20 protein-coding genes are annotated in these 20854 nt (G+C 66.4%); 8 read left to right on the forward strand and 12 right to left on the reverse strand.

Annotated elements, in window-relative coordinates; all coding sequences use genetic code 11:
- Nucleotides 1-10: 10 nt before the first annotated feature.
- Both rimI and tsaB read right to left on the reverse strand, forming a co-directional pair.
- Complete coding sequence (gene rimI, locus ACQR1L_RS11605) at nucleotides 11-493, reverse strand: ribosomal protein S18-alanine N-acetyltransferase (RefSeq protein WP_434858081.1); 483 nt, start codon at nucleotides 491-493, stop codon at nucleotides 11-13.
- Nucleotides 490-1188, reverse strand: a complete 699-nt coding sequence (gene tsaB, locus ACQR1L_RS11610; RefSeq protein ID WP_434858082.1) for a tRNA (adenosine(37)-N6)-threonylcarbamoyltransferase complex dimerization subunit type 1 TsaB — start codon at nucleotides 1186-1188, stop codon at nucleotides 490-492. The genes rimI and tsaB overlap by 4 nt, the downstream gene beginning before the upstream one ends.
- Before the next feature lie 251 nt (nucleotides 1189-1439).
- On the opposite strand from tsaB, the gene ACQR1L_RS11615 reads away from it, so the two are divergent.
- Nucleotides 1440-3122 (forward strand): methyl-accepting chemotaxis protein, encoded by a 1683-nt coding sequence (locus tag ACQR1L_RS11615; RefSeq protein WP_434858083.1) that lies wholly within the window; start codon nucleotides 1440-1442, stop codon nucleotides 3120-3122.
- 79 nt (nucleotides 3123-3201) lie between these two features.
- On the opposite strand, the gene ACQR1L_RS11620 is transcribed toward ACQR1L_RS11615, so the two are convergent.
- The 4 genes from ACQR1L_RS11620 to murJ form a co-directional block, all read right to left on the reverse strand.
- Nucleotides 3202-3771 (reverse strand): NifU family protein, encoded by a 570-nt coding sequence (locus ACQR1L_RS11620; RefSeq protein ID WP_434858084.1) that lies wholly within the window; start codon nucleotides 3769-3771, stop codon nucleotides 3202-3204.
- A gap of 108 nt (nucleotides 3772-3879) precedes the next feature.
- Nucleotides 3880-4374, reverse strand: coding sequence for a universal stress protein (locus tag ACQR1L_RS11625; protein ID WP_434858085.1), 495 nt, complete (start codon nucleotides 4372-4374; stop codon nucleotides 3880-3882).
- Nucleotides 4375-4586: 212 nt separating this feature from the next.
- The gene (gene trpS / locus ACQR1L_RS11630; RefSeq protein ID WP_434858086.1) at nucleotides 4587-5639 is read right to left on the reverse strand and encodes a tryptophan--tRNA ligase; all 1053 of its coding nucleotides are present in this window, start codon (nucleotides 5637-5639) and stop codon (nucleotides 4587-4589) included.
- Nucleotides 5640-5687: 48 nt separating this feature from the next.
- Entirely contained in the window at nucleotides 5688-7247 is a 1560-nt protein-coding gene (gene murJ, locus ACQR1L_RS11635) for a murein biosynthesis integral membrane protein MurJ (protein ID WP_434858087.1), read from the reverse strand.
- Between the two features lie 69 nt (nucleotides 7248-7316).
- Between murJ and ACQR1L_RS11640 the strand changes: the two genes are divergently transcribed.
- The gene (locus ACQR1L_RS11640) at nucleotides 7317-8318 is read left to right on the forward strand and encodes an adenosine kinase (RefSeq protein ID WP_434858088.1); all 1002 of its coding nucleotides are present in this window, start codon (nucleotides 7317-7319) and stop codon (nucleotides 8316-8318) included.
- 305 nt (nucleotides 8319-8623) lie between these two features.
- Here the strand turns inward: ACQR1L_RS11640 and ACQR1L_RS11645 are convergent, their stop codons facing one another.
- Complete coding sequence (locus ACQR1L_RS11645; protein WP_434858089.1) at nucleotides 8624-9817, reverse strand: serine hydrolase domain-containing protein; 1194 nt, start codon at nucleotides 9815-9817, stop codon at nucleotides 8624-8626.
- Between the two features lie 343 nt (nucleotides 9818-10160).
- On the opposite strand from ACQR1L_RS11645, the gene ACQR1L_RS11650 reads away from it, so the two are divergent.
- A complete protein-coding gene (locus tag ACQR1L_RS11650) occupies nucleotides 10161-10481 on the forward strand; it encodes a hypothetical protein (protein ID WP_434858090.1) in 321 nt (106 codons plus the stop codon).
- Between the two features lie 157 nt (nucleotides 10482-10638).
- Nucleotides 10639-12129 (forward strand): NAD-dependent succinate-semialdehyde dehydrogenase, encoded by a 1491-nt coding sequence (locus ACQR1L_RS11655; RefSeq protein ID WP_434858091.1) that lies wholly within the window; start codon nucleotides 10639-10641, stop codon nucleotides 12127-12129.
- A 22-nt stretch (nucleotides 12130-12151) separates the two neighbouring features.
- On the opposite strand, the gene ACQR1L_RS11660 is transcribed toward ACQR1L_RS11655, so the two are convergent.
- Entirely contained in the window at nucleotides 12152-12754 is a 603-nt protein-coding gene (locus ACQR1L_RS11660) for a hypothetical protein (RefSeq protein ID WP_434858092.1), read from the reverse strand.
- Nucleotides 12755-12890: 136 nt separating this feature from the next.
- Nucleotides 12891-15092 (reverse strand): SLC26A/SulP transporter family protein, encoded by a 2202-nt coding sequence (locus tag ACQR1L_RS11665; protein ID WP_434858093.1) that lies wholly within the window; start codon nucleotides 15090-15092, stop codon nucleotides 12891-12893.
- 159 nt (nucleotides 15093-15251) lie between these two features.
- Here ACQR1L_RS11665 and ACQR1L_RS11670 point away from each other — a divergent pair, with 159 nt between their 5' ends.
- Nucleotides 15252-15944 carry a phytanoyl-CoA dioxygenase family protein gene (locus ACQR1L_RS11670; RefSeq protein ID WP_434858094.1) on the forward strand — a complete coding sequence of 231 codons (693 nt, stop codon included), beginning with the start codon at nucleotides 15252-15254 and terminating at the stop codon, nucleotides 15942-15944.
- Nucleotides 15945-15949: 5 nt separating this feature from the next.
- On the opposite strand, the gene ACQR1L_RS11675 is transcribed toward ACQR1L_RS11670, so the two are convergent.
- Nucleotides 15950-17038: a mandelate racemase/muconate lactonizing enzyme family protein gene (locus ACQR1L_RS11675; RefSeq protein ID WP_434858095.1), complete on the reverse strand. Its 1089-nt coding sequence runs from the start codon at nucleotides 17036-17038 to the stop codon at nucleotides 15950-15952.
- 130 nt (nucleotides 17039-17168) lie between these two features.
- On the opposite strand from ACQR1L_RS11675, the gene ACQR1L_RS11680 reads away from it, so the two are divergent.
- Complete coding sequence (locus ACQR1L_RS11680; RefSeq protein WP_434858096.1) at nucleotides 17169-18038, forward strand: ornithine carbamoyltransferase; 870 nt, start codon at nucleotides 17169-17171, stop codon at nucleotides 18036-18038.
- Nucleotides 18039-18053: 15 nt separating this feature from the next.
- Here the strand turns inward: ACQR1L_RS11680 and ACQR1L_RS11685 are convergent, their stop codons facing one another.
- Nucleotides 18054-18359 carry a hypothetical protein gene (locus ACQR1L_RS11685; protein ID WP_434858097.1) on the reverse strand — a complete coding sequence of 102 codons (306 nt, stop codon included), beginning with the start codon at nucleotides 18357-18359 and terminating at the stop codon, nucleotides 18054-18056.
- Nucleotides 18360-18511: 152 nt separating this feature from the next.
- Here ACQR1L_RS11685 and ACQR1L_RS11690 point away from each other — a divergent pair, with 152 nt between their 5' ends.
- Together ACQR1L_RS11690 and ACQR1L_RS11695 are read left to right on the forward strand one after the other, a co-directional pair.
- Complete coding sequence (locus ACQR1L_RS11690; RefSeq protein ID WP_434858098.1) at nucleotides 18512-19189, forward strand: HAD hydrolase-like protein; 678 nt, start codon at nucleotides 18512-18514, stop codon at nucleotides 19187-19189.
- A gap of 99 nt (nucleotides 19190-19288) precedes the next feature.
- The gene (locus ACQR1L_RS11695; RefSeq protein WP_434858099.1) at nucleotides 19289-19966 is read left to right on the forward strand and encodes a nitroreductase; all 678 of its coding nucleotides are present in this window, start codon (nucleotides 19289-19291) and stop codon (nucleotides 19964-19966) included.
- A gap of 155 nt (nucleotides 19967-20121) precedes the next feature.
- On the opposite strand, the gene ACQR1L_RS11700 is transcribed toward ACQR1L_RS11695, so the two are convergent.
- Complete coding sequence (locus ACQR1L_RS11700) at nucleotides 20122-20826, reverse strand: alpha/beta fold hydrolase (RefSeq protein WP_434858100.1); 705 nt, start codon at nucleotides 20824-20826, stop codon at nucleotides 20122-20124.
- Between the last annotated feature and the right edge of the window lie 28 nt (nucleotides 20827-20854).

A 20854-nucleotide genomic window follows, 5' to 3' on the forward strand; every position in this document is an offset into this window, starting at 1 on the left:
CAAGCGCAGGTTACGACAAGTCCCGGCGCATCAGAAGCGCGTTCAACTGTTCTCCGCCAGGTTGAAGGTAATAGCGCTCCCTCCGGCCCACGGTCGAAAATCCGGCGCGTTCATAAAGGCGGCGGGCTGGCTGATTGTTTTCCTCGACTTCGAGGAAAACCGTCCGGACGCCACGGCCTGCCAGATGTCCGAGATGCGTCAACAACAAATCACGAGAAAGGCCGCGACCGCGCTGATTTGGGTCAAGGGCGACCGACAAAATCTCGGCCTCGTCGGCGCCGATGCGCGAGACGATGAAGCCGATGAGTTTGCGACCGAGTTGCAACCGATGGATCAGCGTGTTGCGCTCCATCAGCATGGTCTCGAACTCGCCCTCGCCCCAGCCGCGGTGAAACGAGGCCGCGTGAATCTGCGCGAGCCTGGCGGCGTCGCGCGGCGAGGCCGCCTCGATCGAGGGCTTGGCGCGGCCAAGCCAGCGGAAGAACATGTTCATGACGAGGCGGCCGTCTGTGCCGGAGCTTGCATGCTTGCCGGCGGCTTGACGTCGGGCGCGCGCAAGTAGAACGGCCGCGCTGGCGCCTGCGCCGGATCTGCCGCCGCACCCAGCCACGCGACCCAGCCGATGTCGGGGCCGCTTTGGTTGTCGACCGCGACAGGCGCGCTGATCTCCGCGGGCCAGCGGCCGGCAAGGATCGCGGCCGCATTGCCGACGAGGTGCGGCGCGCCGTGGCGTGCCGCCGCGAGCACGTCGTCGATTGCGGCGACCTGCGGCGGCACCAGCTCCTCGCCGCTGCCGCTGACGACCTGGTAGTAGACATGATCATGCCGGGCATCGATCGCCGAGATCACCGGGCTCACGCCGTCCTCGGTCACCACCGGCGCGGCATAGGCCGACAGCGTCGTGACGCCGACCACCGGTTTGTGGGCCGCGAGCGCAATGCCGCGCGCGGCCGAGAGCCCGACGCGCAGCCCCGTGAAACTGCCGGGGCCGGTCGTGACTGCGATGCGGTCGAGATCGGCGAAGCCGATCCCGGACTGCTGCATCACGCGCGCAAGCAGCGGCATCAATGCCTCGGCATGGCCGCGCTTCATCGGCAAGGTCTCCTGCGCGATCATCTCAGCCGAATCAGTATTGAGAACGCCGGCGGCGCAATGGTCGAGTGCAGTATCGATGGCGAGGATCAACATCCGGTCTGGTTCGCAGTCAGAGAGCGCCGAATACCTTTTTCGGTATTTTGATAAAGTCAGTTGCCGTCTTCTTACATCCTGATCAGGAAAAACGCATCACGCGGCAACCACCGAGCAGGTAAACTACTGAATTGGCAATCATTTAAGCAAATCTTTCCGGGCATGTGGGAGTTGTCCCCTGCAGAGATTGCGACGGCTGGCGCGCGACCCTTCGGGCGGCGCTGCCCCGCCTCCCGAAAAGAGGATCTTCCATGTCATTCTGGTCAGGCAGCTCGGCGTCGCGCGATGCGATGGCTCAGGTCGAGGCGATCAACCGCTCGCAGGCCGTGATCGAATTCGGCACCGACGGCACGATCATCACCGCCAACAAGAACTTCCTCGACGCGATGGGCTATACGCTGGACGAGATCAAGGGCAAGCACCACCGGATGTTCGTTGCGCCGCAGCTGCGCGACAGCGCCGAGTATCAGGCGTTCTGGGCCGACCTGAAAGGCGGCAAGTTCCGCTCCGGCGAGTACAAGCGTTTCGGCAAGGGCCAGCGGCCGGTCTGGATCCACGCGAGCTACAATCCGGTGCTCGATGGCGGCAAGCCGGTCAAGATCATCAAGTTCGCCGCCGACATCACGGCGCAGAAGATGCGCAGCATCGAGGATGCCGGGAAGATCGCGGCGATCGGGCGGGTGCAGGCGGTCATCGAGTTCAATCTCGACGGCACGATCATCGATGCCAACGACCAGTTCCTCGGCGCGATGGGCTATACGCTCGCCGAGATCAAGGGCCGCCACCACAGCATGTTCGTGCTGCCGGGTGACCGCGACAGCGCCGCCTACAAGGAGTTCTGGGCCAGCCTTAATCGCGGCGAGTTCCGTTCCGGCGAGTACAAGCGTTGCGGCAAGGACGGGCGCGAGGTCTGGATTCTCGCCTCCTACAATCCGATCCTCGATGACGATGGACGGCCGTTCAAGGTGGTGAAATATGCCTCCGACGTCACGCAGCAGAAGCTGATGGCCGCCGATTTCGCCGGCCAGATCGCCGCCATCCGAAAATCCCAGGCGGTGATCGAATTCGATCTCAACGGTCTCGTGCTCGACGCCAACGACAATTTCCTCAGGACGCTCGGCTATACGTTGGCCGAGATCAAGGGGCAGCACCACCGCATGTTCATGCCGCCGGGCATGAGCGACAGCGCCGACTATCGCGAGTTCTGGGCCGGGCTGGGCCGCGGCGAGTTCCAGATGGGCGAATACGAACGCGCCGCAAAGGGCGGACGGCAGGTCTGGATCCAGGCCACCTACAACCCGATCAAGGACCTCAACGGCAAGCCGTTCAAGATCGTGAAATTCGCCACCGACGTCACCTCCCAGGTGATCACCCGCATGAAGGGCGACAAGGTGCGCAGCATGATGGAGCATGTCGCCGCCGGCGCCGAGCAGCTCAATTCCTCGGTGCAGCAGATCGCCGATGCGATGGCCAAGTCCAAGGAGACCGCGACGGCCGCGGTGACGCGCGTCGAGGACGCCGACCAGCAGGCCAAGCGGCTATCCTCGGCGGCGGGGTCGATGAGCAGCATCGTCGAGCTGATCGGCAACATCACCGGCCAGATCAACCTTTTGGCCCTCAATGCGACGATCGAGTCGGCGCGCGCGGGCGAGGCCGGTCGCGGCTTCGCCGTCGTGGCCGGCGAGGTGAAGAACCTCGCCAACCAGGCCAAGCAGGCCACCGACCGCATCGGCAGCGAGATCGGCAATCTCAACGGCATTTCGTCCGATGTCGTCGGGGCGCTGGACGCGATCAAGGCCGCGATCCAGAGTGTTGATCACTACGTGTCGTCGACGGCGCAGGCGGTCGGCGAGCAGAGCACCGTCACCGGCGAGATGTCATCGAGCATGCGCCAGGCGGCGGCCGAGGCCGCCACCATCGGCAAGGCGGCGTGAAGCCAGGGGTGGCGAATAGCGAATGGCGAGTAGCCAATCGACGTTTATACTCGCTACTCGCTACTCGCTGCTCGCTCTCTCACATCGGACGGACTTCGACCACTTCCGGCACGAAGTGCTTCAGCAGGTTCTGGATGCCGTGCTGCAGGGTCGCGGTCGATGACGGGCAGCCGGCGCAGGAGCCCTTCATGTTGAGATAGACGATGCCGTCCTTGAAGCCGCGGAAGGTGATGTCGCCGCCATCATTGGCGACCGCCGGGCGGACGCGGCTCTCGATCAGGTCCTTGATCATGCCGACGGTCTCGGTGTCGGCCTCGTCGAAGAACTCGTCATCCTCGTCGGCGGAGGCATCATTCTCGGCGCTGCCGTCGGCGAGCAGCGGCGCGCCCGACATGTAGTGCTCCATGATCGCGCCGAGGATGGCCGGCTTGAGATGCTGCCACTCGCCGTCGCTCTTGGTCACGGTGATGAAGTCGGCGCCGTAGAACACGCCGGTCACGCCGTCGACGGCGAACAGGCGCTCGGCCAGCGGGGACCGCGTGGCGGCGTCGCGGCTCGCAAATTCCATCGTGCCGGTGGGCAGCACGACGCGGCCCGGGATGAACTTCAAGGTGGCGGGATTGGGGGTGGCTTCGGTCTGGATGAACATGATTTTCTCCGGCAGCGCCGGTTCAAGGCCGGCCTGTGGTGTCGTCATAGCAGATGGCAAGGCGGCGCGCACGATCAAGAGGGCGATGTCCGCGTTCCCGCGCCAACCCTATGAAAGAGCGTCGATATCGGCGTCGTCGAGGTCGCCGGGGACGATCACCAGCGGGATCGGGAAGGCGCCGCTGGTCTTGGTGACGTGGGTCACCAGCGGCCCCGGGCCTTCCGGGCCGGAATGGGCCGCGAGCACCAGCAGCGCGATGTCGCTGTCATGCTCGATCGTGGCCAGGATCTGTTCGGTCGGTTCGCCCTCGCGGATGACCCGCTCCGGCGCGGCCACGCCGAGCGTTGCCAGCAGCGCCGCCGCCTGATCCAGCTCGGCATTGGCCTCATCCTGGGCCTCGGCCCGCATGAGGTCGGCGACCCCCAGCCATTGCTGGTTCTGGTCCTCGGTCTCGATCACGTGCAGCATCACGATGCGGCCGCCGGACCGGACGGCCCAGCGTCCGGCATAGCGGATGGCGCGATTCCATTCCTCGCTGTCGTCGACGACGACGAGGCATTTCGGCGCGTGGCCGGTCTGGTAGCTCTGCCGCTGCACCGCCATGCTCGGTCCCGCCTGCTGTGCGAGTCGAAGGGGACGTTATGCTGCCACAGCCCGCCTCGGTTGGGGAGAGGGGCCGCAGGTTCCATCTGACGTTGGGGACATGTTGTGCGCGCTGACCTTGCGGGTTCAGCGCAGTGCGTTGCCGCAAAACAATCGGTGGTGCGACGCTGTAGCCCGGTTGTCGCTTGCTCATCCGGGCTGCGGCTGCCCGATCAGCGCTTGCGAATGAAGCCGACGATGTCCTTTGCCGTCTTCATGGTCTCCGCGGCGATGGACTGGGCACGCTCACCGCCGTCGACCAGCACCGAGTCCACATAGCCCGGGTCGGCCGTCAGCCGCTTCATCTCGGCGGCGATCGGCCCGAGCTTGGTGACGCACAGCTCGACCAGCGCATTCTTGAAGCTGGAGAACTGGCCGCCGCCGAAGTCGCGCAGCACGTCCGCCTTGCTGCGGTCCGACAGCGCGGCATAGATGCCGACGAGATTGTCGGCCTCGGGCCGCGTCTCCAGGCCTTTCTCCTCGGTCGGCAACGGCTCGGGATCGGTCTTGGCCTTGCGCACCTTCTGCGCGATCGTGTCGGCATCGTCGGTCAGGTTGATGCGCGAATAATCCGAGGCATCGGACTTCGACATCTTCTTGGTGCCGTCGCGCAGCGACATCACCCGCGTCGCCGGGCCGGTGATGAACGGCTCGGGCAGCGGGAAGAACAGGCCGTCGCCGAAACCTTGCGCCCGGATCGCGTCGCCGAAATCATTGTTGAACTTCTGCGCGATGTCGCGCGAGAGCTCGAGATGCTGCTTCTGGTCCTCGCCGACCGGAACATGGGTCGCGCGGTAGAGCAGGATGTCGGCCGCCATCAGCACCGGATAGTCGTACAAGCCCACCGATGCGTTCTCGCGATCCTTGCCGGCCTTCTCCTTGAACTGCGTCATGCGGTTCAGCCAGCCGATGCGCGCGACGCAGTTGAAGATCCAGGCGAGCTCGGCATGGCCGGAGACCTGGCTCTGGTTGAACACGATGTGCTTCTTCGGATCGATGCCGGCGGCAATGAACGCGGCGGTCACCTCGCGGGTGTTGCGCGCCAGCTCCGCTGGGCCGCCCCAGACGTCGACCGGCATCGTGATCGCGTGCATGTCGACAACGCAATAGATGCAGTTGTGCGTCTCCTGCATCTTCACGAAGTTGACGATCGCGCCGAGATAGTTGCCGAGATGCAGGTTGCCGGTCGGCTGGACGCCCGAGAAAACCCGTTCCACGAAGGCCATGGTCACTGTTCCGGATGATGGATTTGGGCGTCGTTTGGCACGAGCGCCTCAAACGTGCAAGTCGCGCGCGGGCTTTTGCCGGAGCGCCCGGACGGTTTCGCGCCAGTCGACGAGGCCAAAGGCGAGGAGCAGCGCCGCATAGAGGACCACGGCGCCCGCAATCAGGGCCAGCAGCACGACCGCCGCGCCGAGATGATGTCCGCCGGTGGCGCCGAGCACAGGTGACGAGACTCCCCAGAGCGCGCCTGCCATGATTGCCGCCGCGAGCGCGATCCGCGGCAGGCGGCGCCAACTTTCCGGGCGGACGGAAAACCCGAACTGCGCGGCGCCGCGCCGAAGCAGCACGGCGGCATTGGCCCAGGCGCCGAGCGCAAGGCCCGCGGCAATGCCGGGGGCGGCGAAGGATTGGCTGAGCAGGAAGGCCAGTGCGATCGCCACGCCGCATCCGATCAAGGTCGCGCGCAGCGGCGTCTGGGTGTTCTCGCGCGCGAAAAAGGCGGGCTGCAGCGCCTTGGTCAGCACTTGCGCGGGAAGAGCGGCCGCGAGCCACGTCAGCACCTGCGCCGTCGCCTTAGCATCATCGGCGGTGAACGCGCCGTGTTCGAACAGCAAACGGACGACCGGCTCGTTCAGGATCATCAGCCCGAGGCTCGCCGGCAGTGCGAGCCCGATCGTCAACTCGAGACCGCGCGACTGCACCTCCGACAGCGCCTGCCGATTGCCGGACTGCAAGGCGCGCGTCAGCTCCGGCACCAGCACGACGCCCATGGCGACGCCGACGAGGCCGAGCGGCAGTTCGACGAGGCGGTTGGCGAAATACAGCCATGACACCGCGGACGGCGAGGTCGAGGCGACGATCGCGCCGCCCACCGCCAGCAATTGCGGCCCGGCGCTCGCGACCATGCCGGGCAGCGCCTTGGCGAAGAAGCCGCGCATTTCGGCATCGAGCGTCACGCGCATCGGCGAGGCTATGCGGCTGCCGCGCTTGCGTTGCGCCAGCATCGCGAGCTGCAGCAGGCCGGCGGCGCCGACCGTCGCGGCGAGCAGCAGCGCGCCCTGCGACGGATCCGGATGTTGCATCAGCAGCACGATCGTCATCGCGATCAGCGCGACGTTGAACAACAGCGGTGCGAAGGCAGCGAGCGCGAAATGCCCCTGCGCGCTCGACAGCGCCAGCAACACCGTCGAAGGCCCTGCGAAGGCGAGATAGGGCAGCATCAGTCTTGCGTCGTTGACGGCGAGAGTGAGTGTCTCGTCACCGGCGAAGCCAGGCACGAGCACTGTCATTGCGAACGGCATCAGCACAGCCAGCGCGATGGTTGCGATCAGCAGGCCGGTGCTGACGGTGCCGAGCACGCGGCCGGCAAAAGCTGCCGCCTGGGTCGCGCCTGATTGCTGGTATATCCGCAACCACATCGGCACCAGCGCTGCGTTGAGCGCGCCCTCCGTGAGCAATCGCCGGATGACGTTGACGAGCTGAAACGCCGCGAGAAATGCGTCCGCGACCGGGCCTGCGCCGAGCAGCGCGGCCATCAACGCGTCCCTGACGAAGCCGAGGAGACGCGAGGCGAGTGTTCCTGACAACACAGTCACGAATGAGCGGATCATCAGGCTTCTATAGCAGCGCCGCTTGTGATAGGCCGCAGCGTTTGCAAACGCCGTAAACGGGGCCAGTGGATGACTGACGCGAAATACGATGTTCTCGGGATCGGCAACGCGATTTTCGACGTGCTTGTACAGACCGATGAGGCCTTTCTCGCCAAGCATGGCATGACGAAAGGCAGCATGGCGCTGATCGACGAGGGCCGCGCAGCCGCGATCTATGCCGATATGGGGCCGGCGACCGAGATGTCGGGCGGGTCGGGCGCCAATACCATCGTGGGGCTGGCGAGCCTCGGCGCCCGTGCCGCTTATGTGGGCAAGGTCAAGAGCGACCAGATCGGGCGCATGTACACCCACGATATCCGTGCCGCCGGCGTCACCTTCGATACCGCGCCGGCCTCCGACGGCCCGGCCACCGGCTGCTCCTACATCCTGGTGACGGCAGATGGCGAGCGCACCATGAATACCTATCTCGGCGCGGCCCAGAACCTCACCGTCGCGGACATCGATCCCGCTCAGATTGCGGCGGCGCGTATCGTCTATCTCGAAGGTTATTTGTGGGACCCCAAGGACGCCAAGGATGCGTTCGTGAAGGCGGCGACGATCGCGCATGACGCCGGACGCGAGGTCGCGCTGACCTTGTCGGATGCGTTCTGCGTCGATCGTTATCGCGAGGAGTTCCTCGACCTGATGCGCGGCGGCACCGTGGATCTCGTCTTCGCCAACGAGGCCGAGCTGCATTCACTGTACCAGACATCCGATTTCGACGGCGCGCTGAAGCAGCTGCGCGAGGATGCCACGCTCGGCATCGTCACCCGCAGCGACAAGGGCTGCGTCGTGGTGTCGAACGACGGCGTGATCGCGGTGCCGGCGCATCCGATCGAGACGCTGGTGGATACGACCGGCGCCGGCGACCTGTTTGCCGCGGGCTTCCTGTTCGGGCTGGTGCGCAAGACCGGCTACGAGATCGCCGGCAAGCTCGGCGGCCTCGCCGCGGCGGAGGTGATCCAGCACATCGGTGCCCGGCCGCAGGTGTCGCTGAAGGATCTGGCGGCGCAGAACGGGTTGAAGGTTTAACTCACAGGACTGCGTGGGACGTAAGCTGGCCCCGCTTGCTCGGTCCTTCTTACCTCTCCCCGCGTGCGGGGAGAGGTCGGATCGCATCGCCAGATGCGATCCGGGTGAGGGGGCTTTCCGCACGGTCGGTGGGTGTGGCTGCCCCTCACCCCAACCCTCTCCCCGTGAAGGACGGGGAGAGGCGGCGCACCGGTCGTGCGGCGGACCGTGTCGTTCTCGGAACGTCAACTAATTAGTTTATGTCGCCTCGTGTGTGGAGGCGCAGTGATCCCGCGATCACTCGCCTCCGCACGCCCCTCAGCTCACTACGCCGCCTTCTGCCCGCCCGCGGCGTCCAGCTCTGCATACACCCCGCGCTCGAAGCCGGCGAACGTTTCCAGGCACTGCCGGTCCGCGAATGGCAGCAGCTGCATCAGGATGACGCCGGTGACGTCGCGTGCGGGATCGATCCAGTAGTAGGTGTTGGCGAGGCCGGCCCAGGCGAGGCTGCCGGCGCTGCGGCCTTCCGGCGTCTGCGCCGTCGTGATCATGAAGCTGAGGCCCCACTTCTTCACGATGTCAGGATAGAGGTCGACGTCGTTGGTCACGCCGGGCACGGCGGCGGCCATCTTGGTCATCTCCAGCTCGCCGATGTGATTGTCGCGCATCGCGGCGACGGTCTCGGGCTTCAGCACCTGGTTGCCATTGCCGCGGCCATTGTTGAGGATCATCCGGGTGAAACGGATGTAGTCGCCGGCCGTGCCATACAGCCCGCCGCCGCCCATGTGGAATTCCGGCTCCTGCTCGATCTCGAACGGGATCGGCGCAAGCGCGCCGTCCTCGCCGCGCGCATGCATGCCGACCAGCCGCGACCGCTGCGACGGGCCGAGCTTGAAGCCGGTATCGTTCATGCCGAGCGGCGCGAACAGATTGTCGCGCAGGTAGGCATCGAGCGTCTGGCCGCTCGCGGCCTCCACCGCCTTGCCGACGAAGTCGATGTTGATGCCATATTCCCAGCGCGTGCCCGGATCAGAGGCGAGCGGCAGCTTCAGCGCGTCGTTCTTGCAGGTAATGATCCCGGGCGTGCCAGCCTTCTGCACATAGGCCGCCATGTCGCCGTTCCACATATCATAGCAGAAGCCGGCGGTGTGGGTCATGAGATGGCGCAAGGTGATCGCGGTCTTGGCCGGCCGCAGGATCGGCTGGCCATTCGCATCGAAGCCGTCGAGCACCTTGGGCGCGGCGAGGTCGGGCAGCACCGCGCCGATCGGCGCGTCCAGCGACAGCTTGCCCTGCTCGACCAGCTGCATGCCGGCGGCGCAGGTGATCGCCTTGGTCATCGAGGCGATCCAGAACACGCTGTCGGTGGTCATCGGTTCGTCGCGGCCGAGATCGCGCTTGCCGAACGCGCCTTCGTAGATCACGCCGCTGCTGTCGGCCGCCATGGCGACGACCCCTGGTATCTCGCCCGCGTCCGCCCTCGGGCGCAGCACGCCATCGATATTCGTCTTGCTCAGCATGGTGTCCTCCGTTCCGCTCTTATTGGCGGTACCGAATTGTTCCCCGGCCGGCGTTGGGCAGCAAGAACCCGCAGGGACGCAGCTGATCGCGATCTCGTGATGATGCGGCGCGATCACAGGCCCTGGGGGACTTGTTCGTTCAATCGGCCACAGCGCTTCAAATTGTTCAGAGAATCATGATTAGTTCCATGAGGTCGCTGGTCCGACACATAGGCGCCATGTTCCCGCCGCGGGCTTGGGACTGTTGTGAGTTGCAACCATTTCTGCATTAAAGGGTTCAAGAACCGGCCTTTTCCGGCCGGACACACGTGTTTTGGCGGCAACGTCCGCCGTTGGGGGCGATATGATTTCGACTTGGAGCGAGTGGAAGCGGTATCCGCGGCCGGGCCGCGGTGACAATATCGAGGCACCGATCACGCCTGGGATCTACGAGGTCCGCATTGCCGCCACTGGCGCGCTGTATTCGTTCGGCGCGGTGGACAATGTGGCGCAGGCGCTGGCGCTGCTGCCCGTGGGGCAGAAATCCTGGTTCGGCCGCCGTGATCCCGCGGCTTTGCCCGATCTCGAATACCGGACCTGCGCGACCTCGACCAAGGCCGACGCCAAGGCCGCCGCGGAGCGGATGATCGGCCGCCGCGAGACCTACATGAGCGGCGCGGCCTAAGGCGCGGTGCCACTTCGTTGAGCACCGCCTTTGGTGCCGTCAAGGCACGGTTGGCCCGGTCGAATGTACCGGTCCCGAGGCGCACACGCGGTGCGCCTATGGCCGGCGGTGGCTATATTCGCATGCGACAGAACGATCGCTTCGAGGGAGCCGCCAGATGACATCGACCGCCACCGCCCGCGTATCCGCCACCGCCAGCCTGCGCGACCGCCTGAAGGATCCGTCGCTGCTGCGTGAGCAGTGCTACATCGACGGCGCCTGGGTCGGTACGCCGGTGTTCCCGGTCGTCAATCCCGCCACCGGTGTCGAGCTCGCCAAGGTCGCCCAGCTCGGCGCCGCCGAGACGACGCAGGCCGTCGAGGCCGCCGCGCGCGCCTTCCCGCTATGGGCCAGGCAGACCGCCAAGCAGCGCTCCAACATCCTGCGCAAATGGTTCGAGCTGATCGCGGCCAACCGCGAGGATCTCGCGCTGATCCTGACCTCCGAGCAGGGCAAGCCGCTGGCGGAAGCGCTCGGCGAGGTCGATATCGGCGCCGCCTATATCGAGTTCTTCGCCGAGGAGGCGCGCCGCGTCTATGGCGAGACCATCCCGACGCAAAAGCCGGACGCGCGCCTGCTCGCGCTGAAGCAGCCGATCGGCGTCTGCGGCGCGATCACGCCGTGGAATTTCCCGAACTCGATGATCACCCGGAAAGTGTCGCCGGCGCTCGCCGCCGGCTGTACCGTGGTGCTCAAGCCCGCCAACGAGACGCCGCTGTCGGCGCTGGCGCTGGCCGTCCTGGCCGAGCGCGCCGGGATTCCGAAGGGTGCACTCAACATCATCACCGGCGACGCGCCGCCGATCGGCAAGGTGCTGTGCGAGCATCCGGCGGTGCGTTTCGTCGGCTTCACCGGCTCGACCGAGGTCGGCAAGATCCTGTATCGGCAGTCCGCCGGTACGGTGAAGAAGCTCGGCCTCGAGCTCGGCGGCAACGCGCCGTTCGTGGTGTTCGACGATGCCGATGTCGATGCGGCGGTCGAAGGCGCTGTTGTCTCGAAGTATCGCAACATGGGCCAGACCTGCGTCTGCGCCAACCGGCTCTATGCGCAGGATGGCATCTACGACGCCTTCGTCGAGAAGCTCGCTGCCAAGGTCGCGGCGATGAAGATCGGCGAGGGCACCGAGGCCGGCGTTGTGCAGGGGCCGCTGATCAACGCCGAGGCGGTCGAGAAGGTCGAGCGCCACATCGCCGATGCGGTGAAGGGCGGCGCCAAGGTCGTCACCGGCGGCAAGCGCCATGCGCTCGGCCGCACCTTCTTCGAGCCGACCGTGCTGCGCGACGTCAAGGCGGACGCGCTGGTGGCGCATGAGGAGACCTTCGGCCCGCTCGCGCCCGTCATCCGCTTCAAGGACGAGGCCGACGTGATCGCGATGTGCAACGCCTCGCCGTTCGGTCTCGCGTCCTACTTCTACGCCCGCGACCTCGGCCGCGTCTGGCGCGTCGCGGAGGCGCTGGAATCGGGCATGGTCGGCGTCAACACCGGTCTCATCACCACCGAGGTGGCGCCGTTCGGCGGCGTCAAGGAGAGCGGCCTCGGGCGCGAAGGCTCGCACCACGGCATCGAGGAATATCTCGAGATCAAATATGTGATGATGGCCGGGGTGTAAGCCCCGGCCCGCCGGCCGGCCGCTAAACGGCCGAGGGCAGCTTGTTGACCGGGACGGAGTAGGATTTGTTGCCGAGCTGGTAGATGACCGTCCCGCTCTTGCCGTCCTTGGTCGAGAGTTGCGTCTGCTCGAACATGATGACGTCGTTGTAGACGAGGCCGGTGCCCGTGCGGGTGATGCCGTTGTTGGTCACGCTGACCTGCGCCTGCTTGCCGTTGACCGACAGCACGCGGAAGCTCGCGCTCATGCCGTTGTCGCCGGAATAGCCTGCCCAGCTGCCGGCGAGATTGCTTTCGCTGGCGGGCGGCGCCTGCTTCTCCAACACGGCGCTGGCCTTGCCGCCGCCGGCCGAGAACAGCAGCACCGCGTTCTTGCCGTTCTTGGTGCCGAGCGTGACCGCGCCGAAATCGATGGTGGAGCCGTTGACCTGGCCGATGCCGCGTTCGGTGCGGCCATTGTGGGTGTATTCCACCGTCGCCGCCGCGCCTCTGATGTTCACGACCTTGAAGCTCACGGCCTGGCCGTTGGCGGTCCAACTGCCCTTCCACTCGCCGAGCAGATTGCTCTGGCGGTAGACCCGCTCCATCGCGGGTGAGATGTAGCTCGTGCTGGAAACGACGGCCATGGGCTCGACTGAAGCGCGCGAACGCTTCCTTTCCTCATGTTTCAGAACGTGACAATCGATGTCCTCCGAGCCGTACGCCCGCCCGGTTACCAGGGCGTTAATTCCCGGGGGGTGACGGGGATCGCGGCGCGATGACCTATCGTCGCAGCACGGCGATGGTGCGGTTGGCGAAGCTCAGCCGCTCCGCCATGATCGTCACGAAATAGGTGAGAAGCTTCTGCGCCAGCGCCGGATGCTCGCGCGTGATCGCCTCGAAGCGCGGGATGGTCAGCTCATACAGCACGCTGTCGGTCTCGGCCTGAATCGTGGCGCTGCGCGGCGTGTGCGCCACCAGGCCCATCTCGCCGATCGTGGTGTAGCGGCCGAGGCTGCGCACCCGCGTGGTGCCGCCATGTTCCGCCGGCACCATGATGCCGACCCGGCCGTCGAGGATGAAGTGCATCGAGGCAGCCGGGTCGCCGGCGCGGACGATCGTCGTACCGGCGGCGACGTCGAGCCGCTCGCAGCGGCCGATCAGCTCCTCGGCGTCGGCGGCGCTGCCGAGGATGCGCGCGAACCAGTCGCGCAGCGATGCCTCGTCCTGCGCCTGGCCCTGGTGGCGCGCGATGATCGCGTTCTCGCACCATTCGAGCGCGTGATCGAGCTCCGGCGCGACCGAGACCTCCTTGCTGATGAATTCCCCGGCGCGCAGCGCGCGTGCCACCGCCGGCGACAGATGCACCAGCACCAGGCGGATGTCGCGCTCCTCGGCGAGGCGCTTGATCTGCGCGAAGCTGTAGGCGGCCGACGAGTCCATGCCGGTGACGAGCTTGAAGTCGAACACCAGGAAGCGGCACTCCGGTCGCCGCGACAGCAAGGCCTTGACCTGCTGGTAGAGCCGGTTGGCCGAGCCGAAGAACAGGTAGCTCTGCAGGTTCAATCCCTGGATCTCGCGGCCATGCGCCGACAGCACCGCCTGGTCGTCGCGCGAGCGATCGAGCGAGGAACGATATTCGCTGCCGTCGAAGGCGAATTTCACGGCATTGATCCGCGCCGCGCTCAGCGCAAAGGCGGCGCAGCCGATCACGACGCCGATCAGGATGCCGGCGATGAAGCCCCAGGCCAGGATGATCGCGATGATCAGCAGCAGCGAGGCGTAGTCGGTCCTCGACAGCCGCCGCCGCGACTGCACCGTCCATTTGTGCAGCGTATCCGCGCCGAGATACAGCAGCAGCCCGCCGAGCACGAATTTCGGCATGTAGCCGAGCAGCGGCTGCGCCAGGGCCAGCATCAGCAGCGAAATGACGGCGACGGTAAGGCCGGAGATCCGGCCAGAGCCGCCGGCCTTCACGTTGAGCACGGTGCGGCTGATCGAGATGCAGCCGGTATAGCCGCCGAGCACGCCGGCCAGCGCATTGGCGACGCCGGTGACCGCGAGCTCGCGCTCGATATTGGCCTCGTGATGGGTCGCGACCTCGATGCCCGCGGTGTTGAACAGCGTGCTCGCCGCGGTAACGAACACGACGGCGACGAGATTGCCGGCGACGTCGGGCAGCGCCGCCCAGGGGTAGCTGCCGAGCTCCGCCGCCGTCCACGGCCACACCAGCGCGACATGCGGCGGCGGCTGGAACGTCCAGCCCATCGTCTGCGCATCGGCCGGGCTGATACCGGAGAGCCAGAAGCCGAGATGCGCGGCGACCGTGCCGCTGACCAGGATCACCGGCAGGCCGAACGGATTGCGAGAGCGGTGCCACGTCAGATAGAGCAGCAGCGCCATCGCCGCCGCGGCGGCGAGCTCATAGGCGGCCTGCGCGTGCGCCAACGTCGACAAGGTCGAGAGCTGCGGCCGCTGTCCGGTGATCACGCCGACCGCGCCGATCACGATCAGCGCGCCGGTGGCGCCGAGAAAGCCGCCGACCACGGGATAGGGCACGTAGCGGATGGCGCGGCCGAGCCGGCTCATGCCGCAGGCCCACAGCACCAGCCCGGTGACGAGGCTGGTCAGCCCGAGCGTGATGACGACCGGCATCAGCAGCGGCGCCGCCGGATCGGTCGCGACCAGCCGCTCCACCAGCGAGCCGGCGAGAATGGCCGTCACGGCCGCGGTCGAACTGTCCGGCGCGCCGATCGCAAATGGCAGCGAGCTCGCGAGCGCCAGCACCAGGGCGATGACGGCCGAGACCGCGAAGGTGATGCCGATGCCCTGGCCAAGATGCGGTGCGAGCGGGCCCGCGAAGATCAGCAGCGCATAGGACAGGCCGTAGGTGACGCTCAGGACGCTGGCAGCCGATCCGCCGAGAACGTCATCGAAGCCGCGCCGCGCGAGCGGGCCGCTGCGGGCTGAAAGAGAATTGTCCACGTTCGAATATGCCTCAAACCAATCGACGGCCTTGGTACGGCGGCGCGAGCGCGGCGCAAGCGAAATCTTCGTCCATGTCGCCGGCGCGCAGGCGGCGCTTGCGCGTCGCAGATGCTTCGTTGAGGATGCGGCCTGGCCGACACGACACCTTGGGGCTGCATGACCGCCGCGCTGACCACGACCGCCACGACCCGCGTCGCGACACTCGATGCCGCCGATGCGCGGCGTCTGGATATGGACGGCTATCTGCTGTTGCGCGGCGCGATCCCAACTGCGTGGATCGCCGCGCTGCGTGGGGCGTTCGAGCAGGGATCGTTGCCATCGGACCAATGGCCGGTCCCGCGCGGCCGCGACTGGCGCCATGCGATGGTCGATGCCGACGCGACCGTCCAGCAACTCTGCCGCCTGCCCGCGATGCTGGCCGCCGTGCATCACATCCTGCAGGCGCCGTTCTTCCTTGGCCAGGTCGAGGGACGCGAGCCGCTGCCTGATGGCGGCCAGCAGCCGCTGCATCGCGACAGCGTCACGCGCGGGCGCAAGGAGGCGGTGTCGACGCTGGCCTTTCTCGATTCCTACGGTCCCGACAACGGCGCCACGCAGATCGCGCCCGGCACGCATCGTCTCGACGCCGATGACGCGCAGGCGGCGCCGTTCGTCACGGCGGGCCAGGCCGGCGACATCCTGCTGTTCGACGTCGATCTGCTGCATGGCGCCACGCGCAACCGCAGCGGCGCGCGCCGCCGCTCGCTGCTGATCACCTACGCGGTGGCGACGCAATTGGAGGAGTGGCGGCGAACGCGTGACTTGCGCGCCGTGCGCCTGGCGTATGATGAGGTGTTCGCCGGCGCGTGAGCGCCTCACCCCGCGAGCTTCGCCAGTCCCTCCCAGTCGAAACGGATGCCGTGACCCGGCCGCGACGCGGCCTGCGCCATGCCGTTCTCGAGCACCAGCGGATGCTCGATGTAGTGGTCCAGGCCGAAGCCGTGCGCCTCGAGATAGGAGCGGTTGGGGCAGGCGGCGAGCAGGTGCACGGTGATGTCGTGCGCACCATGGCTGGTGACCGGCAGGTTGAAGGCCTCCGCCAGCCGCGCGATCTTCATGAAGGCGCTGACGCCGCCGCAATTGGTGACGTCGGGCTCGGGATAGGACACGGCGCCGGCGGCGATGTAGTTCTTGAAGTCCCACAGCGAGCGCAGGTTCTCGCCGGCCGCGATCGGCACGCCGCCGGCGGCGAGAATCCGCGCGTGGCCCGCGATATCGTCGGGAATGGTCGGCTCCTCCAGCCAGGTGAGGTCGAACGGCTGCAACGCCCGCGCCGCGCGGATCGCCTCCTCCACCGTCCACTTCATGTTGGCATCCGCCATCAGCGGAAAACCGTCGCCGAGATGCTGGCGCATCGCCCTGACGCGCGCGACGTCGGCGCCGAGATCGGGCCGTCCGACCTTCATCTTGATGGCGCGAAAGCCGCGCGCGAGATTGTCGTCGGTCTGCTTCAGCAGCGCATCGATCGAGAGATAAAGATCGATGCCGCCCGCATAGCATGGCACCCGCGCATCGAAGCCGCCGAGCAGGCGGAACAGCGGCAGGCCGGCCCGCCGCGCCTTGAGGTCCCACAGCGCGATGTCGAGCGCCGACAGCGCCAGCACGACCGGGCCGCCGCGCCCGCCATAATGCAGGCCCCACCACACCCGGTGCCAGATGGCCTCGGTGTTGTCGGCCTCGTAGCCTGCAACCAGCTCGGTGATCTCGCGCTTGAGAATGTCGGCCACGGCATAGCCGTTGCGGCCGACCGTGTAGGTGTAGCCTGTGCCCTCGGCGCCGTCGGCATCGCGCACCCGGCAGGTGATCAGCTCGAACGCCGTCATCTCGCCATGCGTGCTGTCGGACAGCGCCACGCTGAGTGGAATGCGATACAGCCCGGTCTCGATCGTTGCGATCTGTGCCATCGATGCGGTTCCTTCCTGGATTTTTCAGCAAGGTTATGCTCGTGGTGGGGGCAGGGCAATCGCGAACGGCGCATGACCGACACCGGCCTTCAGACCGATCGGCCCGCCCTTGAGGATGTGATGAGAGTGCATGGTGGGTGAGCGCGACATCCTGGCCCTGGGTGACCTCGACGGCTCCGATATCCTCGGCATGCTGACGCGCGCGCAGGAACTCGCCGCCTGCTGGCGGGCGCGCGCGATGCCGCAAGCGCTCGCAGGCCGCCGCATCGCGCTCGTGGTCGATGATGGCGGCTGGCGGAACACCACGGCCTTCGATCTCGGCGTGCAGGCGATGGGCGGTCTCTGCGTGCACGCGCCGATCCGTCTCAACGCGACGGAGGCGGTCGAGGATCTCGCCGCCTATCTCGACAACTGGTTCGATGCCGTGGTCTGCCGCACGCCGGAGCTCGAGATGCTCTATGCATTGTCGCACTGGGCGCAGGCACCGGTGATCAACGCGCGCACGCGGCAGAATCACCCTTGCGAGACGCTCGGCGACCTCGCCTTCCTGTGGCATCGGCGCGGCGCGATCGACGGATTGAAGATCGCCGTCGTGGCGCCGGCCGCGAACATCCTGGGCTCGTGGATCGAGGTCGCGCAGGTGCTTCCGATCGACGTCGTCCAGGTCTATCCGGCGCGATGGCACGCGCAGGGCGAGTCACCGCGCTTCCACGTCACGACCGATCTCGCCGCCTTGCAGGACGCCGACGTGATCGTCACCGATTGCTGGCCGAGGGATGAGGAACCCGGCCTCTTGCAGGACTATCAGATCACCGCAGATCTCCTCGACGGTCTGCGGCCGGATCTGGAGTTCCTGCCTTGTCCGCCGGTGACGCGGGGGCAGGAGGTCTCCGACGATGCGATGCGGCACCATGCCTGTCGCGTGACGCAAGCGAAGGCATTTCTGTTGCATGCCCAGAATGCCGCGCTCGAATGGGTGTTCGGCAGGGGCGCGGATTGAAGACTTGACCCTGATCTACCGTGCTTTCGACTCCGTCGATTCTTCGATCAAGTCGGCGGCGCGGCCGGATCGCACGAGCTCGTGGACGGCCTGTTCGATCGCAGCGCGCGTCACGGATTCGACGACAACCAGATTCGGTTCGAAGAACGGCTTCCCGCGCTTGAGGTCGGATTGAATTTCCTGGCCGAGGCGAGCGGGATCATAGACGTTCAGGCAATATCGTCGGTCTGAAACGATCATTTTCAGCGTAAACCACCCCTTCGCCGTCACTTCCCATTCGTAGTTGGCAAAGTCGTCCGGCCATTCGATGGAGAAGTCCATTCGTGTGATCCTCCAGTCATGCTGGGCGTTGAAGGCCAGCCGGCGCATCCTGCGTCAGAAGAGATTGGACGCAAAGGACCGCGTGACGAGCCGCCCACGCGACGCGGCGATATCGACGTTGGCGCTTTGGCCGCCCGGCGCTATGCTCGGCCATGTCTTCGCTTCACTCTTCCATTCATTTGGTTCTGCTCGATCTCGACGGCACTCTGATCGATTCACGCCCCGGCATCGCTGCCAGCACGCGGGCCGCCTTACGATCGCTCGGACATACGCCCGAGGACACGCTCGACATCGCCGCCTTCATCGGGCCGCCGTTGCAGGACATGCTGCGTGCGCTGCTGCAGGCCCGTGGCGACGGCCGTGTCGACGAAGCCGTTCTGGCCTATCGCCGGCATTATGGCGATGTCGGCCTGTTCGACTGCGCGCTCTATCCGGGTATCCGCGAGGCGTTGCAGGAGATGCACGGCGCCGGCCTGCGGCTCTATCTCGCGACATCGAAGCGTGAGGTGTTCGCGCGCCGCATCCTGGAGCATCTCGAGCTGGCATCATTGTTCACCGCCATCCATGGCTCGGTGCCGTCAGGCGCATTGGATCACAAGCCCGAGCTGCTCGCGCATATTCTCTCGATGCGGAATATCTCCGCGCGCGACGGCGTCATGATCGGCGATCGCCGCCACGACATTGCCGGCGCGCACGCGGTGGGACTGCGCAGTCTCGGCGTGCTCTGGGGCTATGGCAGCCGTGATGAGTTGGAAACGGCCGGCGCAGACCGTCTGGTGGAAAGTCCCCTGGATCTGGCGCGCACGATTGCGTCGATGGTGACGCGATAGCGCGCGACGAGGCGCTGCTGGCGGTCGTCAATCTTGCGCCGGAACTCAAAAGCCGCGAAGATCGCGACCAAACAAACTCAGGGCAGGAATATCACGCACATGGAATTCGACGACGTCATCCTCGGCCGCCGCAGCATTCGTGGCTACAAGCCTGATCCGGTGCCGCGCGCGCTGATCGAGGAGATCATCACGCTTGCGATGCGCGCGCCGTCGTCAATGAACACCCAGCCCTGGAATTTCTACGTCATCACCGGCGAGCCGCTGAACCGCATTCGCGCCGGCAACACCGAGCGCATGGTCGCCGGCGTGCCGCAGTCGCGTGAATTCCGCACGGGCCAGCCGTTCGCGGGCCATCACCGCGACCGCCAGGTGCAGGTCGCCAAGCAATTGTTCTCCGCGATGGGCATCGCGCGCGACGACAAGGACAAACGCCAGGACTGGGTGCTGCGCGGCTTCCGCCAGTTCGACGCCCCGGTCTGCATCATCGTCACCTATGACCGCGTGCTCGACGGCAGCGACGACACGCCGTTCGATTGCGGCGCGGTGACGACGGCGCTGGTCAACGCCGCCTGGTCGCGCGGCCTCGGCGCCGTCATCAACAGCCAGGGCATCATGCAGTCGCCCGTCGTCCGCGAGCACGCCGGCATCGCCGACGACCAGATCATCATGAAGAGCATCGCGCTCGGCTGGCCGGATCATGATTTCCCGGCGAATGCCGTGGTGTCGGAGCGCAAGTCGGTGAAGGACGCGACGGTGTTCGTCGGGTTCGACGATTAGCTCAGGCACGCGAACTATAGGCTGGGCAAAGCAGCTGCGCAGGCGGCCGCGTGCCCACCGTCTATCCGCGCATGCTCCAGCAAGACGGTGGGCACGGCGTCACCGCGAACTCGCCCGGAGATGCACTGCGCTCTCGCCTTTGCCACCCTGCCGATTCAATCGTGAACGGGTGCAACGCGCTCGCAGAACGCATCGATGACCATGGCAGCAGCTTTGGCATGAGTCGCCAGCAACATGTGGGGCGCATCAAGCTCGCACAGCTCGCAATCGGGCCGAGCCGCAAGGATGTCCGAGATTTCTCTCTGACCAATGAGCAGGTCCGCACTGCCGTGCATGCACAGCATCGGGCAGGTGGTCGCACGCAATCGGTCGCGCCGGTCGATCCGGAGCGCGTCTTTGGCCCGCGCGCGCAGGACCGCCGGCGGCAGCGAGCACAGGACGTCTTGCAGCCGTTGCCTGAGCTCCGGCGTTGTCGCCGATCCCATGATGGCTGCGGCCATGAGCGTGGACGGCATCCATCGCGCATCGAGCAGCCAAGTGAGCGGCGACATCCACCGCGGCAGCGGATGCCGCGCAAAGCTTGACGCAAGGATGAGCCCGGCGACTCGCGGGTTCGTGGCTGCGATCTCGATTGCAATCGGTCCAGAAAATGACTCCCCCAGAATGACGAAGCGATGCCGAGGCAAGCGCTCGCCGACGAACCGTGCGAGCTGGTCGTAGTCGAGGTACCGATCGAAGGGATAGGCGATGATGTGCGTAGGGCGGTTCGCCGACAGACGTTCGGCGAGGGGCTTCAGCAACTGTCCAGTCCCGTCCATGCCGGGCAGCAGGATGATCGGGGCGTTGGTGCTCAGGCCCATGACCAGGCTGCCGCGACCTCTTGCGCAC

This window comes from Bradyrhizobium sp. HKCCYLR20261, assembly GCF_051168435.1.
Taxonomy (GTDB): domain Bacteria; phylum Pseudomonadota; class Alphaproteobacteria; order Rhizobiales; family Xanthobacteraceae; genus Bradyrhizobium.